Source organism: Pseudomonas sp. RT6P73, from assembly GCF_054897715.1.
Map to the genome: position 1 here is coordinate 5,311,128 of NZ_JBUBUV010000002.1, position 14,597 is coordinate 5,325,724.

The 14,597-nt window shown below is 55.7% G+C and carries 14 protein-coding genes, 1 tRNA gene and 1 pseudogene; all 16 read left to right on the forward strand.

The annotated features are described in order from the left end of the window. Nucleotides 1-469: 469 nt before the first annotated feature. Nucleotides 470-1,243: an ABC transporter ATP-binding protein gene (locus tag ACYZT6_RS24565; protein WP_462028982.1), complete on the forward strand. Its 774-nt coding sequence runs from the start codon at nucleotides 470-472 to the stop codon at nucleotides 1,241-1,243. Between the two features lie 13 nt (nucleotides 1,244-1,256). Continuing rightward, complete coding sequence (locus ACYZT6_RS24570) at nucleotides 1,257-2,003, forward strand: ABC transporter substrate-binding protein (protein WP_131061281.1); 747 nt, start codon at nucleotides 1,257-1,259, stop codon at nucleotides 2,001-2,003. Between the two features lie 78 nt (nucleotides 2,004-2,081). Further along, nucleotides 2,082-2,777, forward strand: coding sequence for an ABC transporter permease (locus tag ACYZT6_RS24575; RefSeq protein WP_462028983.1), 696 nt, complete (start codon nucleotides 2,082-2,084; stop codon nucleotides 2,775-2,777). Next, nucleotides 2,774-3,463, forward strand: a complete 690-nt coding sequence (locus ACYZT6_RS24580; RefSeq protein ID WP_461956719.1) for an ABC transporter permease — start codon at nucleotides 2,774-2,776, stop codon at nucleotides 3,461-3,463. The genes ACYZT6_RS24575 and ACYZT6_RS24580 overlap by 4 nt, the downstream gene beginning before the upstream one ends. Then, nucleotides 3,444-4,673, forward strand: coding sequence for a methyltransferase (locus ACYZT6_RS24585; protein WP_462028984.1), 1,230 nt, complete (start codon nucleotides 3,444-3,446; stop codon nucleotides 4,671-4,673). The genes ACYZT6_RS24580 and ACYZT6_RS24585 overlap by 20 nt, the downstream gene beginning before the upstream one ends. Nucleotides 4,674-5,016: 343 nt before the next feature. Beyond that, complete coding sequence (locus ACYZT6_RS24590) at nucleotides 5,017-5,841, forward strand: FkbM family methyltransferase (protein WP_462028985.1); 825 nt, start codon at nucleotides 5,017-5,019, stop codon at nucleotides 5,839-5,841. A 78-nt stretch (nucleotides 5,842-5,919) separates the two neighbouring features. Then, nucleotides 5,920-5,995 (forward strand) — tRNA-Thr (locus ACYZT6_RS24595). A gap of 842 nt (nucleotides 5,996-6,837) precedes the next feature. After that, a complete protein-coding gene (locus ACYZT6_RS24600) occupies nucleotides 6,838-7,761 on the forward strand; it encodes a LysR family transcriptional regulator (RefSeq protein ID WP_462028986.1) in 924 nt (307 codons plus the stop codon). 278 nt (nucleotides 7,762-8,039) lie between these two features. Next, entirely contained in the window at nucleotides 8,040-9,065 is a 1,026-nt protein-coding gene (locus ACYZT6_RS24605; protein WP_462028987.1) for a beta/alpha barrel domain-containing protein, read from the forward strand. Then, complete coding sequence (locus ACYZT6_RS24610; protein ID WP_462028988.1) at nucleotides 9,062-10,252, forward strand: isocitrate/isopropylmalate dehydrogenase family protein; 1,191 nt, start codon at nucleotides 9,062-9,064, stop codon at nucleotides 10,250-10,252. The genes ACYZT6_RS24605 and ACYZT6_RS24610 overlap by 4 nt, the downstream gene beginning before the upstream one ends. Further along, nucleotides 10,236-10,949: an RraA family protein gene (locus ACYZT6_RS24615; RefSeq protein WP_462028989.1), complete on the forward strand. Its 714-nt coding sequence runs from the start codon at nucleotides 10,236-10,238 to the stop codon at nucleotides 10,947-10,949. The genes ACYZT6_RS24610 and ACYZT6_RS24615 overlap by 17 nt, the downstream gene beginning before the upstream one ends. Then, nucleotides 10,946-11,509 carry a flavin reductase family protein gene (locus ACYZT6_RS24620; RefSeq protein ID WP_462028990.1) on the forward strand — a complete coding sequence of 188 codons (564 nt, stop codon included), beginning with the start codon at nucleotides 10,946-10,948 and terminating at the stop codon, nucleotides 11,507-11,509. Before ACYZT6_RS24615 ends, ACYZT6_RS24620 begins: the two co-directional genes overlap by 4 nt. 31 nt (nucleotides 11,510-11,540) lie before the next feature. Beyond that, nucleotides 11,541-11,909 (forward strand): antibiotic biosynthesis monooxygenase, encoded by a 369-nt coding sequence (locus tag ACYZT6_RS24625; protein ID WP_462028991.1) that lies wholly within the window; start codon nucleotides 11,541-11,543, stop codon nucleotides 11,907-11,909. A gap of 72 nt (nucleotides 11,910-11,981) precedes the next feature. Further along, complete coding sequence (locus ACYZT6_RS24630; RefSeq protein ID WP_462030007.1) at nucleotides 11,982-12,953, forward strand: NAD(P)H-dependent flavin oxidoreductase; 972 nt, start codon at nucleotides 11,982-11,984, stop codon at nucleotides 12,951-12,953. 68 nt (nucleotides 12,954-13,021) lie between these two features. Further along, entirely contained in the window at nucleotides 13,022-13,795 is a 774-nt protein-coding gene (locus tag ACYZT6_RS24635) for an alpha/beta fold hydrolase (protein ID WP_462028992.1), read from the forward strand. Continuing rightward, a pseudogene (locus ACYZT6_RS24640) lies at nucleotides 13,792-14,544 on the forward strand (DUF6282 family protein); the annotation flags it as partial. The gene ACYZT6_RS24635 and the pseudogene ACYZT6_RS24640, both read left to right, overlap by 4 nt. Between the last annotated feature and the right edge of the window lie 53 nt (nucleotides 14,545-14,597).

Genomic DNA, 14,597 nt, shown 5'->3' on the forward strand with positions numbered 1-14,597 from the left:
GGATTCTGCACGCAATAATTGCGCCAAAATGTTTCAGACTCCTCAAGCATGGGGCCTGTGGCGTGACCGGACAGTCATCGCAAGTCATTGAGATTAATGGCAATTCGCCAGAGCGTTACTCTGCGACCCACTTCAGGAACGAAACAGCGCACCGGAAACACACCCATAAATGAGCCCTTGCACAATAAAAGTGCAGATCAGGAACGTTTGGCCGGTTAGCGCTTCCAACACCCCGTCAAAGCTGGCAACATCGCGCCCTTTTTTACGCGACACCCGCGGGGCAGCTGGTTCAAACGGCTGTTCGGTTGATAGCAGCGCGACAGTCTGCTGTACCGATGCGACAACCTGACACATGCCACCCGTTTACCGCCCGTAGCGCTGTTGGCTGCCATTCAAACGCTATGCTAGCTTGGCCGCCTCGCCAGGAAGGCCAACCAACAGCAGGAGCGAAACACTATGAGGAACGCACATGGCTGAGGCCACGCCCGCGCTTGAAATCCGCAACTTGCACAAACGCTACGGACAGCTTGAGGTGCTCAAAGGCATCTCGCTGACCGCCCGCGACGGCGACGTGATCTCGATCCTGGGTTCTTCCGGTTCCGGCAAGTCCACGTTCCTTCGTTGCATCAACCTGCTGGAAAACCCGCACCAGGGCCAAATTTTTGTTGCCGGTGAAGAACTCAAGCTCAAAGCCGCCAAGAACGGCGAACTGGTCGCTGCCGATGGCAAGCAGATCAATCGCCTGCGCAGCGAGATTGGTTTTGTGTTTCAAAACTTTAATCTCTGGCCTCACATGAGCGTGCTCGACAACATCATCGAAGCCCCGCGCCGAGTGCTCGGTCAAAGCAAAGCCGAAGCCATTGAAGTCGCCGAGGCCTTGCTGGCCAAGGTCGGCATCGCTGACAAGCGCCACGCTTATCCGGCGCAGCTGTCAGGCGGCCAGCAACAACGCGCCGCCATCGCCCGCACGCTGGCGATGCAGCCCAAGGTGATTCTTTTCGACGAACCCACCTCCGCCCTTGACCCGGAAATGGTCCAGGAAGTACTTAATGTCATCCGCGCACTGGCCGAAGAAGGCCGCACCATGCTGCTGGTCACCCATGAAATGGGTTTCGCCCGTCAGGTGTCCAGCGAAGTGGTGTTCCTCCACCAGGGCCTGGTAGAAGAGCAAGGATCGCCACAGCAGGTGTTCGAAAACCCGCTTTCGGCGCGCTGCAAACAATTCATGTCCAGCAACCGCTAACGGAGCTACCCGCATGCAGAACTACAAAAAGGTCTTCCTGGCAGCCGCCGTCACCCTGGCCTTCAGCGCCGGTGCCATGGCCGAAACCCTGAAGATGGGCATCGAAGCGGCCTACCCGCCGTTCAACAACAAAGATGCCAGTGGCAATGTCGTCGGCTTCGACAAGGAAATCGGCGACGCCCTGTGCGCCAAGATGAAAGTCGACTGCACCGTGGTCACGTCCGACTGGGACGGCATCATCCCGGCCCTGAACGCCAAGAAGTTCGACTTCCTGATCTCCTCGATGTCGATCACCGACGAGCGCAAGCAAGCGGTGGACTTCACCGACCCGTACTACTCCAACAAACTGCAATTCATCGCCAAGAAAGACGTCGACTTCAAAACCGACAAGGCTTCCCTGCAAGGCAAAGTGATCGGCGCACAACGTGCGACCCTCGCCGGCACCTGGATGGAAGACAACATGGAAGGCGTTGAAGTCAAACTCTACGACACCCAGGAAAACGCTTATCTGGACCTGACCTCCGGTCGTCTGGACGGCATCCTGGCGGACAAGTACGTCAACTACGAGTGGCTGAAAAGCGACGCCGGTCGTTCGTATGAATTCAAGGGTGACCCGGTGGAAGAAAGCGACAAGATCGGTATCGCTGTAAGAAAAGGCGACACCCTGCGCGCGAAGCTGAACCTTGCCCTGAAGGAAATCGTCGAGGACGGCACTTACAAGAAGATCAACGACAAGTACTTCCCGTTCAGCATCTATTGATTCTGACTTGCCTGGCTGGCGCCGTTCTCTAACGGCGCCAGTCCCCGGCATTGCCTGCTGCAAATTGAAAAGAAATCCATGACTATCGATCTCTACGGATTCGGCCCGGCGCTCGCCGCTGGCGCGCTGATGACTGTGAAACTGGCACTGTCGGCCCTGTGCCTGGGGCTGGTGCTCGGTCTGCTCGGCGCTTTGGCCAAGACTTCCCCGTACAAGCCGTTGCAATGGCTTGGCGGTACTTATTCGACGCTGGTTCGCGGTATCCCGGAATTGCTCTGGGTGCTGTTGATCTACTTCGGCACGGTCAACCTGATGCGTGCCATGGGCGAGTTCTTCGGCAATCCCGACCTTGAACTGAATGCCTTCGCCGCCGGCGTGATCGCGCTGGGGCTGTGCTTCGGCGCCTACGCCACGGAAGTGTTTCGTGGTGCGATTCTGGCGATTCCCAAAGGTCACCGTGAAGCCGGCGTGGCGTTGGGCCTGTCGAAGTTTCGCATCTTCACCCGGTTGATCATGCCGCAGATGTGGCGCATCGCCCTGCCCGGCCTGGGCAACCTGTTCATGATCCTGATGAAAGACACCGCGCTGGTGTCGGTCATCGGCCTGGAGGAAATCATGCGTCATGCACAGATCGGCGTGACCGTGTCCAAACAGCCGTTCACCTTCTATATGGTGGCCGCGTTCATGTACCTGGGCCTGACGATTCTCGCCATGACCGGCATGTACTTTATGGAAAAACGCGCCGCTCGCGGCTTCGCGAGGAGCACGCAATGAACTGGGAAGTCATCATCAAGTGGCTGCCGAAACTGGCTCAGGGCGCAACACTGACCCTGGAACTGGTGGCCATCGCCGTGATCGCGGGTTTGCTGCTGGCGATTCCGCTGGGCATCGCTCGCTCGTCGCGACTCTGGTATGTGCGGGCATTCCCCTACGGCTACATCTTCTTTTTCCGTGGCACGCCGTTGCTGGTTCAGCTGTTTCTTGTCTATTACGGTTTGGCACAGTTCGATGCGATCCGTAACAGCTCGATGTGGCCGTACTTGCGCGATCCGTTCTGGTGCGCCACGGCAACCATGACCCTGCACACGGCGGCCTACATCGCCGAGATCCTGCGCGGCGCCATCCAGGCGATTCCACCGGGCGAGATCGAAGCGGCGCGCGCGCTGGGCATGTCCAAACCCAAAGCGCTGTTCTACATCATCCTGCCCCGTGCTGCGCGTATCGGCCTGCCGGCCTACAGCAACGAAGTGATCCTGATGCTCAAGGCCAGTGCGCTGGCCAGCACCGTGACTTTGCTGGAACTGACCGGCATGGCCCGCACCATCATTGCCCGGACTTACCTGCCGGTGGAGATCTTCTTCGCCGCGGGCATGTTCTACCTGCTGATGGCTTACGTGCTGGTTCGCGGCTTCAAGCTGCTGGAGCGCTGGCTGCGCGTCGATGCCTGCCAAGGGCGCTGATTCGCACGTGCTGACGGGCGACGCCTTGCTCGCCCGTTTCACGGCACTGGATGCTTTTCTGATAGAGCATCAGGCGCTGTGGAAACCTCGTCCGTTTACTCATTTGCAGCTTCCTTGGGAAGCGTCCTACCCGGAACTGGCGTTGTGGCTACGCGGGCGGTCGCTGAAGGAGGCGGAAAGCAGTCATAACCAACCCGGCTTGCTGGATGCGCCGGAGCCGTTTGCTTCATTGGCGGCGCTGTCCCTTGAGTTGAGTTCGGTGGGCGAGTTGCCGGCGCATGCGCTGGAGGCGGCCGGGCATCGATTGAATGTCGACGTGCCGGGGCGCAAGTGGCAGCAAATTGAAGCGTTCGCCAGTCGCTTGTCGTTTACCTCGCCGCCGAAGCATTGGCTGGATTGGTGTTCAGGCAAGGGCCACTTGGGGCGGCGTTTGCTGCAACACGGGCAGCAATTGACGTGCCTGGAATACGACCCGGCGCTGGTTGCCAGTGGTCAGGCACTCAGCCAGCGTCATCAAATGCATGCGTTGCATGTCGAGCAGGATGTGCTCGCCTCGAGCGCTGCTACGTTATTGACCGCTGACCACACGCCAGTAGCACTGCACGCCTGCGGTGATCTGCATGTGAGGTTGATGCAGCTCGCCAGTGCGGCAGGCTGTAAACAACTGGCCATCGCACCGTGCTGCTATAACCGGACCAACCTTCCTGCGTACCAGCCACTTTCCTCGGTCGGTATGCGATCCGACCTACAACTGTCCCTCGACGATCTCTCGCTGCCGATGAGCGAAACCGTCACCGCCGGTGCTCGCGTCCGACGTCAGCGAGACACCTCGATGGCCCGGCGCCTGGGTTTCGACCTGCTGCAAAGGCAACTGCGCGGCGTTGATGAATACCTGCCAACCCCCTCCCTACCGAGTGCATGGCTGGATAAATCTTTCGCCGACTACTGCCATCATTTGGCCGCACTGAAAGAGTTATCCACAATCGGCCCGCAAGATTGGTCCGCACTTGAATACGCTGGCTGGCAGCGACTCGCCGAAGTGCGCAATCTGGAGCTGCTACGCGGCCTTTTCCGACGCACGCTGGAGCTGTGGCTCGTACTCGATCGGGCACTTTTCCTCGCTGATCTGGGCTACGCCATTCGCCTCGGCACCTTCTGCGAAATCCCTCTCACGCCGCGCAATTTGCTGCTCTTGGCGGAACGTCCATAAAAAGCCACTACCTGTGGATAACTCTGTTGATGAAATTATCATGGATCCAATATAAGCAGCTGTTTCAGGGGTGAAACGCTACTGTTCAATTATCGTACACATGATAAAAATCCGAGAAAAACAGGCATTTGCGCACAAATGAGAACGGGTCCGCAAAAAAGTCATGAGCGCCACTTCCGGGTACGCCCGTTGTGCATAAGCATCCGACGAAAAGGACATAACCGCCGAAACCCGGTCGTGCTCAGCGGAAAATTGCACGTCACGGCCACCCTTGTTATACAGGCAGACAAGAGCGCCAAAGTGCGCCCACGAACAAGAAATCTCTGACAGACAGGAAGCCACAGTGACGTTCATTTCTTACGCACAGAATTTCGAAGACATACGCCTGTGGCGAGCCCTCAAAACCGTTGAAGATGGCTTCTACATCGACGTCGGCGCCAACCATCCCACCCACGACTCCGTGACCAAAGCTTTCTATGATCGTGGCTGGACCGGCATCAACGTCGAACCGATGCCCAATTACTATGACGCCTTGTGCCAGGAACGCCCCAAAGACACCAATCTGCAATGCGTGGCCGGCGAAAGCGCCGACGACCTGACCTTCTACGGCATCGCCGGCACCGGCCTCTCCACCCTCGACCCGGCCATGGCGCAAATGCACAAAGACGCCGGCATGGACGTGCGCAGCCAAACCGTCAAATCCCGCACCCTGAGCTCCATCTGCGAAGAACACGCCCAGGGTCGTGCGATTCACTTTCTGAAAATCGACGTCGAAGGCCACGAAGAAACCGTCCTGCGCGGTATGAACTTCACCCAATGGCGGCCGTGGGTCATCCTCATCGAAACCCCATGGGACCGCGACCAGGCCTGGGAAACCCTCGTCACCGACGCTGGCTACCATTCCATCCTGTTCGACGGCATCAACACCTACTACCTCGCCGAAGAACACCTGAACCTCAAACCCGCCTTCGACATCCCGCCGTGCAACCTGGACGAGTTCCAGTTCTGCAAAGGCCACAACTTCAGCCACCCCGTCAGCGACGCCGAACACCAGCTCACCGCCGCCCTGCAACGCGCCGAACAGGCCGAAGCGCAGCTGCGCGCGATGCAAAATAGCCGCACCTGGAAAGCCCTTCATAAACTCAAGAAAACCCTCCTTCGCACCTGACTTGAAGGCTGCGTAAAAATAGTCTGAATTCAGGGGTTTACAGAACCAATCCAATCGCTATAATCGTCGCCCTAACACGCCGGTATAGCTCAGTTGGTAGAGCAACTGACTTGTAATCAGTAGGTCCCGGGTTCGACTCCTGGTGCCGGCACCATACAAGGTTCCAGAGAAGGCTTTCAAAATCTCTGGAATCCCCGAAAAACCCGCCTTCTGGCGGGTTTTTTCGTTTTAGCGTTCCGTTGGATTCCGGTGAATCCTTGTGGATCTGAACAAAAAGTTCAAGCTTCTATCTTTGAATGAGAGAAATGAGTTGTGCCAAAGGTAACCCTCTGGAAAATCTTAAGTGCAGGGTCTCGGTCGCGACTCACCACTCGCACAGCACAACGATGAAACATCCAATAAGTAAGAAATTTTCATATCACTTAATTCATCGATTTAGCAGTGCATGTCCCTGCCCCCCCAACTATAAGCAATTACTTCCAATCCATTACATCAATTCGCCTTTCGGCTCGTCACAGGAGCCTGAACAACTAAGTCAAGAATCGCAATCGATAACAGGATCGCCGAATAAGTAATACCCACATACTGGGGAACATCGTATTTTTAACTTATTCGTCTCAAGTCAATGGCTCAGAGCCTCTCGACTCATTTTTATATTCTGATCGCGCCATTCCGGGGGACCTTCAGGTTACGCAATGACATAGCCGCCTCGCCAGGGAAAGCCAAGCCCGCGTCACTGGGTGGATCTCGGTCGAATAGACCACCAAAAACATGCCGCAAGAGGCAGAATCCCGGACGTTTCTGTCCTGTATGATCCGACATTCCCGGTACACATCGACCACGCGCAAAGACCTAAGATCACGACGTACTCCAGCCTGCTCATTGGATGCGAGTCGACGCTTAGATATCGCTGAGCTTCATTGGATAATTACTATGGGTCGGCTGTTTTCACCGGTCTGGGGTTTTTTCCGTTGCTATTTAAATAGGGAATATTAAATGTCGCTGGCAACAAGGAATAGAATTGCTTCGAATGCTGAGCCTGCCATTTTTAGCCAGAGCACACCACATTTTAACTGGGAAGATCTTCGCTACTTCGTGACGTTTTCACAAGTTAGCTCCTTGAGCGGTGCGGCGCGAATTTTGGGCGTTGAGCACGCAACAGTGTCTCGGCGTATCGCATCCCTTGAGAAGTCCCTGAGCGTAAAATTAGTTGATCGACGGAAGCGACTCTACGAACTTACGGCCGACGGACGCAAACTCGCAGAAATTGGATTACAGATAGAAACCCAGACGGAAGCTATTGAGCGATTGGCCGCCGCAGCCGCACAGACCCTACAAATTGCCGAAGTTACGATTAGCGCCCCACCGTCCGTGACTTCTGAAAAGCTTATACCAAACCTTGGGCGCTTCCGAGCTAAACACCCGAGCATAGTTTTGCGCCTGCTAGGGGATAATCAGTATTCGTCGCTATCAACTTGCCAAACACATCTGTGCATCCGCTTTGCAAAGCCCCGTCAGATAGGAGTTGTTGCCCGACGAATAGGTTCTGCATCATTTTCATTCTACGGTGCAAAGACCTATCTTCAGGATCGCCGTCCAGAGCAATACGAGTTTATCGGTTATGAAACCGAAGCTATGACACTGCCTCAGAACGACTGGCTTAAAAAAATTGTCGGACATCGCCCATGCGTCCTCAAAGCGAAAACGGTTGATCTGCAAGTTCGGGCAGCAGAGGCGGGTGTAGGGATTGCACTGCTGCCCAGCTTCGCAGTAGGACATCACTCACAGCTGTGCAAGCTTGAGCTTGCGGACCCGCTGATGGTGGATGTTTGGCTAGGTGTTCACGAGGACTTCCGTGCTATCCCTTCAATCCAGGCCGCCATGGATTACGTTGAGACCTGCTTCCTCAATCATGACTGAAGGCAATCACCTGAGACGCGCAAATTTGGAGGTGGCGCTGCTTCAGTATGGGAAAAAATTCACAGGCACCGGTGATTATCGCGAATTTACAAACCTACTTGTATTGACGAGGATCAATGGAGAGCACCTTTAGAGGTGTTTCGAAGAACCGAAGCGCAATCAGATCCGCTCGGACACGCTGATGAAGGCCATCTCTTACAAAAACAATAACCAGGATTTCGTGGCCTTTCTTCAAATTGTGCACACCTCGTTACTGCCATCAAAAGCAGGAGATTATCATGGGGAAAGTAAAAGTTCTCGACGTCACACTACGTGACGGCGGGTATCGCAATAATTTCAACTTCACGGATGAACAGGCCCTGGTAATAACATCAAGCTTGGCAGAGGCCGGCGTTGATGTGTGTGAAGTTGGTTACTGCAGAGGGTCGTTCGCGCCCAAAGCGGAGCATGGACTCACGAGCAATATAAGCGCTGAGTTTATCGAGAAAGTTCGCCATGCTGGGGGTGGTCGAATTGAGCTTGCGGTGATGGTCCACCCAAAGAACGTGTGTGATCAGGATTTCGCCATGCTAAAGGAGCAAGGCGTCTCTATGATTCGAGTCTGCTTGCGACGAGAGCAGTTGGCTGAAGGGCTTGCCACTCTTTCACTCGCCCGCGATTACGGCTTCAGTGTCAGTGCCAATGTCACCCATGTGACGACACAGACTCTCAGCGCAGTGATTGACACTTCCGTCCGAGCCGAAGGTGCTGGAGCAGACATCATTTGTTTTGCGGACTCTAACGGCCATATGCTCCCGAGCGATGTCGAGCGATTGATCAATCGCCTCTCTAATCGACTTGCAGTGCCATTGGGTTTCCATGCCCATAACAATCTTTCGATGGCCTTGGCAAATGCTGCGGCAGCCATCGAATCAGGTGCCGAATATATCGACACCTCTATTTGTGGAATGGGGAAAGGTGCCGGCAACTTACATCTAAGTATGCTGGTCGCTTATCTCGAGCGCATCGGCACTAGCCATGGGTTTGACCTCGTCAAAATTCTCGAACTGTCAAACCTGACAGCGGCTTCGATCCCATTCAATAACATTCCAAGCCCTCTGCTGGACATCATTATGGGGGCGTACAACTTCCCGTTCGATAGTGCAAAACGTATGCAGGAAACGCTCGAGCGCTTTCAGCTAACGTCCGAGTATCGTGCCCTTGAGATCATGCACCAGCAGGATCAGGTCGCTCGCCTTGCTCCAAGAGCCATCGCGAATATCTACGGCAGCGCTACCAAGATTGCACAGGAGATAGCGGGATGAGCGACTTCCACACTCGCAAGCGCATTTGTGTACTTCCCGGTGACGGTATCGGCATTGAGGTTATGAACGCCGCACTACCCGTCCTTCAGGCTTTGAACCTGCCCTTCGATCTAGAGTTTGGGGACATTGGTTGGGAATGCTGGAGGCGAGAAGGCAATACCGTCCCGGATGAAACCTGGAAGAAAATCAGTGATTGTGATGCCACATTGTTGGGCGCTATCACGAGCAAACCCCTTGCCGAAACGGAAGCCGAACTGCCCCCTCACCTTCAGGGGCAAAACCGCCGTTATGTCAGCCCTGTGATCCAGCTCAGACAGAACCTGGACCTTTACGCAAACGTGCGGCCAGTCACTGACATGACAGGCGAAAATCGATTCCGCTTCGTCGTCATCCGGGAAAACACTGAGGGTCTGTACGCCGGTCTGGATTTTGGCCGGATACCTGATGCGTTCCTGCCCTTATTGGAAGAGCGGGAGGCATTGGGCGCGCCATGGCACCGGGACGGCCAGGAGGACGCAACGATTTCAGTACGTTTACAGACACGCAGCGGGCTTGAGCGCATCTTCGAATACGCTTTCGAATATGCGGCTAACCAAGGATTCGGCCGGGTCACGTTCGTAGACAAACCTATGGTACTTCGTCACAGCAGCGCCTTCGCCCGGGGTGTATTTGAAGGTGTAGCTCAGAGATATCCCGGCATTGAGGGCGTGATCGAAAATGTGGATGCCGTAGCGCTATGGATGGTGCAACGCCCAGAGCGTTTCTCCGTTGTAGTGGCCGAGAATATGTTCGGAGACATCCTCTCCGATCTTGGTGCAGGCGTTATGGGTGGTCTGGGTTTCGCACCGAGTGGGAACTTCGGAAAGCTGGGGGCATATTTCGAGCCGGTTCACGGGAGCGCCCCTGCGCATGCAGGGCTCAACAAGGCCAATCCTAGCGCGATGTTCATGGCCATCGCGCTCATGCTCGAGCATTTAGGTTATCCGCTGGAAGCCCGGTACATCACGTCTGCGGTCAGTCAGGTCTCGCGTTCAACTGTGCGCACCTATGACATGGGTGGCTCACACACCACGGCACAGGTTGGCGAGGCAATCATCGGCGAGTGCGTTTCTATGGCCGCGCTAACCTCGACGGAACGTCCCATCTCAAATTCACACCAGGGAGCAACACATGTTGAAGCCCTTTGAGTCGACCGAAATCTCTCAAACCTTGCTGGACGAATGCGAAAGATTGGACACCGCGTCTCTGTCCGACGCTTTGGATAGTCTGGACGTCTCTGGTGGCCTGCTGGGCATCGGCACGCAAGTTCCCGGGACTCGCTGTGTGGGCATTGCTTTTACCGTGCAGTATGAACCGGTTGGGAATTCACACGGGTTCAAAAATGCTGCCAACTACATTGATCAGGTCCCGCGCGGAGCAGTGATTGTCAGCTCCAACGCGGGGCGCCAGGACTGCACTGTCTGGGGCGATATCATGACGCATTTCGCGGTGGCGAGAGGCATCAAAGGGACGGTGATCGATGGAGTGGCAAGGGATATCGATACGGTCGTCAAGCTCGGGTATCCCCTGTTCAGTCGCGGACGGTTCATGCAGTCAGCAAAAAACCGAACACAGCTAAAAGCAGTGCAGGTCCCGCTTGAGATCGGTGGCGTCATTGTCAACCCTGGAGACCTGATGGTCTGTGATGGCAGCGGCTGTCTTGTTATCCCGCAGCAGATAGCCGCCGAGGTCATTCGCCGTGCGTGCGCCGTAGAGCACACCGAACGGCAGATCATCGGGGCGATAACAGCCGGGTCTTCACTTGAGGAAGCTCGAAAGACCTACCGCTATGACCAGCCTTGGCTGGGTGCTGCGCAAAAGGTTGAAAAGGGGCTGAGCCAATGACCCTCTCAAGTGAGTACATGGCCAGTGCCAGCGCCTTGAGCGCGCCCCTGCAACAGCATTGCTTCACAGATAAAGGCTCAGTCACTGACGCCTTCAAGAAAGCGATGCGTCGCCTGACTTCCACGATCACCCTCATTGCGACTGAACATGAGGGCGTTCCTTTTGGAATGGCTGCAACCGCCGTAACGTCAGTATGCACCGACCCTTCGTCCATCCTTGTCTGTATCAACCACGGCGCAAGCATGTACTGGCCTCTCATTGACCATGGAAGGTTCTCGGTGAACCTGTTGCGGGTTGGCCAAGAGGATCTGGTGAAGGTCTTCGGTGGGGCAGTCAACGGCCCGGCCCGATTCGAAACTGCCGACTGGCAGCATTCCAACGGCCTGCCGTTTCTGCGAAGTGCACAAGCCTCACTTTTTTGCACCGTTGCTCAACGCATGAGCTACGGGACCCACGAAATAATCATCGGTCAAGTTGACGACGTCGTGGTGGCCGAAGCCATCACGCCATTGCTTTGGCAGGACGGAATGCCAACGGGATCAGTTCCCGTCTTCTCTTAAAACGCTCGTTACTCACTATTGGAAGATAACCATGAAAATGGAATTGTTTGACCCTCAATCTGTTTCGGATGACACCGCGATTTACCTCGTGAATGTGGTGCATGTCCAAGATGGCGCGCAGGACCTCGCTGTGGAAATCCTGGAAGACACGGTCAACTACGTCGCAAGGACGTACAGCGCTTTCCAGTGGAGCCGTTTGATGAAGAGTACGGACGGTAAGACAGTCATCAACCAAGCTCAGTGGAGTGATCGTGGGCAGTTCGAATCGCTCTTCACCGACGAGGAATTTCTATCGCGTTATTCGCGCTTGAAAGAAACGGGTACTTGGGAATACCACCTGTACACCGTCGCCACCTACATCACCCCCGCCACCGCCACCGCCCTCGAAACTGTTGGCTAGCTGCAACCGCGTGCGCAGCGCTTGGCGCTGCGTACCGCCCAAGCCTATCAATATTCGATCAAGGAAGAAGTTATGGTCGCAATTCGTTCAGCGTTAACAACATTCCTGGGCATCCAGCACCCACTGGTTCTCGCACCCATGGGGGGAGCGTCCGGAGGACGGTTGGCGGCAGCAGTTTCAAACGCAGGTGGCCTTGGCCTGGTGGGAGCAAGCTATGGGGACCCTGACTGGATGGCTCAGCAGTTACCGTTCATGAAAAATCTGGACAAGCCCTGGGGCATAGGGCTGGTCATGTTCACTGTCGCGAAACGTTTCGAGTTACTGCATTTGGCGTTGGAATATGGCCCGAACGTGGTAGCCCTGTCCTTTGGCGATGCCCGTCCATTTATCGAACCCATTCATCAAGCGAACGCGAAAGTGATCGTTCAGGTGCATGACGTTGACCAGGCGCTCTACGCCCTCGACGCCGGCGCCGATGCATTGATCGTGCAGGGTGCGGAAGCAGGGGGGCATAGCTTGCGCAGATCCTCCATGCCTTTATTCCCGGCAGTCCGGGATGCTGTGGGTGAGGATGTAATCCTGATCGGAACCGGTGGGATAGCTGACGGCCGGGGAATGGCCGCGGCGATGGCGCTCGGAATGGACGGGGTAATGATGGGAACGCGGTTCTTGGCGTCCGACGAAGCGCTCCCCTCAGAACGGGTGAAAAGCAGACTGGTCCACGCCGTCGCAAGCGATACCGTCAGAACCCGCATCTTTGATGACGTGCGCGGAATATCCTGGCCCGCGGAGTACAGCGGGCGAGCAATTGCGAACCACTTTTCCGAGTCATGGGTAGGCAATGAAAAGGCGTTCTCGGCAGCAATTGATCAGTTGCGGCCTCAGTACGAACAGGCCCTGGCAGAAGATGACATAGGTACCAAGGCTATTTGGGCAGGCGAGGTGGCAGATCTAATCAAAGACGTACAGCCAGCGCACTCAATAGTCGAGGCCACTATGAAAGGCTATGCCGACGTCGTAGCAAAGCTCGGTCTCACCCTCTAACCGGATCCACTGATCACAATCGGCCCGCTTGTAAAAGTGGGCTTCGTTATTTCTGCAGGAGCAAAGCGATGAACCAGGACGTGCAATTCAAAGAGTATGGGGAAGGGAAGCTGTCCGTTTATGTTCTTTCCCCGGTCATGCCTGTGTGGGATGAAGGAGCATTTATCCAGCCCCTGATAGGCCACTTTCTCAACGCAGGCTATCGGGTGGTGGTGTTTGATTCGCTCTCGATACCGGTTGTCGCAGGTGAGACTTTGAAAGCCTTTAGCGAGCGTTGGGCTGAGGTACTGCAACCTTGGGGCGTACCCAACGTACTTGTCGGCGTCGCATTAGGTGGCGCCCTGGCCCTGGAACTGGTTAGCTCCTTTTCACTTGCGTCCACGGCGGCTCTGCTGCTGCTCTCATCCCCAGCCAAAGCCAACGCGTTACTGGATGCCAGACTCGGGCGAATGGCAGAGCTTGCAAACCTTGGCCAAGTTGAAGAAGCCAAGCGCCTATTGGATGCGCTCGTTTTACCCGAGGGCGGGGTTCCTCAGCAGACCGCAGAGAGTCAAAGTAACGTTCCCCTCGTGGTACAGGGGCAACGACTAGTGCGTGGTTTTGGATTTTTGGCCGGTATCGATCTCAGTCGCAGCCTGCAGAAATATCAAGGAAGGGTCCTGAGTATTTTTGGCGAGCGATCTCAACTTGTTACCCAGACGCACGCGATAGAAACCACCGGAAACAATCAACGCACACTCTGCATCAAGGGGGGAGGTATGCGACCTTTGGCTGACGACCTCGATTCGGTGCTGAGCGCCGTCGACACTTTTCTAATACCCCTGTCGGAACGCGCGGCATGAACGATCTCAACGGTAATAGCCACTCCCCAAGGTTTATAGACCTGCACTACCACGCGAATCCGGACGCGTTCATTCGCCGCCACGGTGCGATAGATGCCGGGAAGCTGTACGCAGCAGCAAAAGGCTGGGTCGTGCTGAAAAATCACATGGGGTGCACTGCCGGGCAAGCCTGGGAGGCGCGCTCGCAGGGTTTTCCCGTCAGCGGCTCTTTGGTTTTAAACGAGATTGCAGGAGGTGTGGACTTCAGGGTCGTGGAGCGAAGCCTGTGTTTGCGCGGCGACGAACCGGGACGCTTCATTGTCCACTTTCCTACAGTGACAGGACGCAAGCACACCAGCACCCTCGCGCGTAATGTCAGCCATCCGCTATTGCTAAGCAAACCGATCAAGCCCCTGCGCGTGACAACAGACGCAGGGCGGCTAACGCCCCAGGCGTTGGATGTACTCAAGATGGCGTGTGACTACCCTCTTGTGATATCAACCGGCCACGCTGACGCTCGCGAGGTTCGTGCTTTAGTTGATGAATCCGTTCGGTTGGGCGTGCCACGTTTGATGCTCAACCAACCCGCTAATCCGCTGACTGATTTGAAGGCTGCCGAGCTTTTAGAGATCGCCGCGGCCCCAAATGTGTACATCGAGCAGACAGCGCTGACCTATCTTTTAGGGTATCAACAAGAAGAGGATTTTCGCGAGGTGTTGTCGTCTGTCCCCAATGTTGTCTATAGCTCAGACTTGGGGCAAACGTGTCAGTACCGATGCAAAACTGACCCACCCTACCGGTTGAAAACTGACCCACTTGGGCA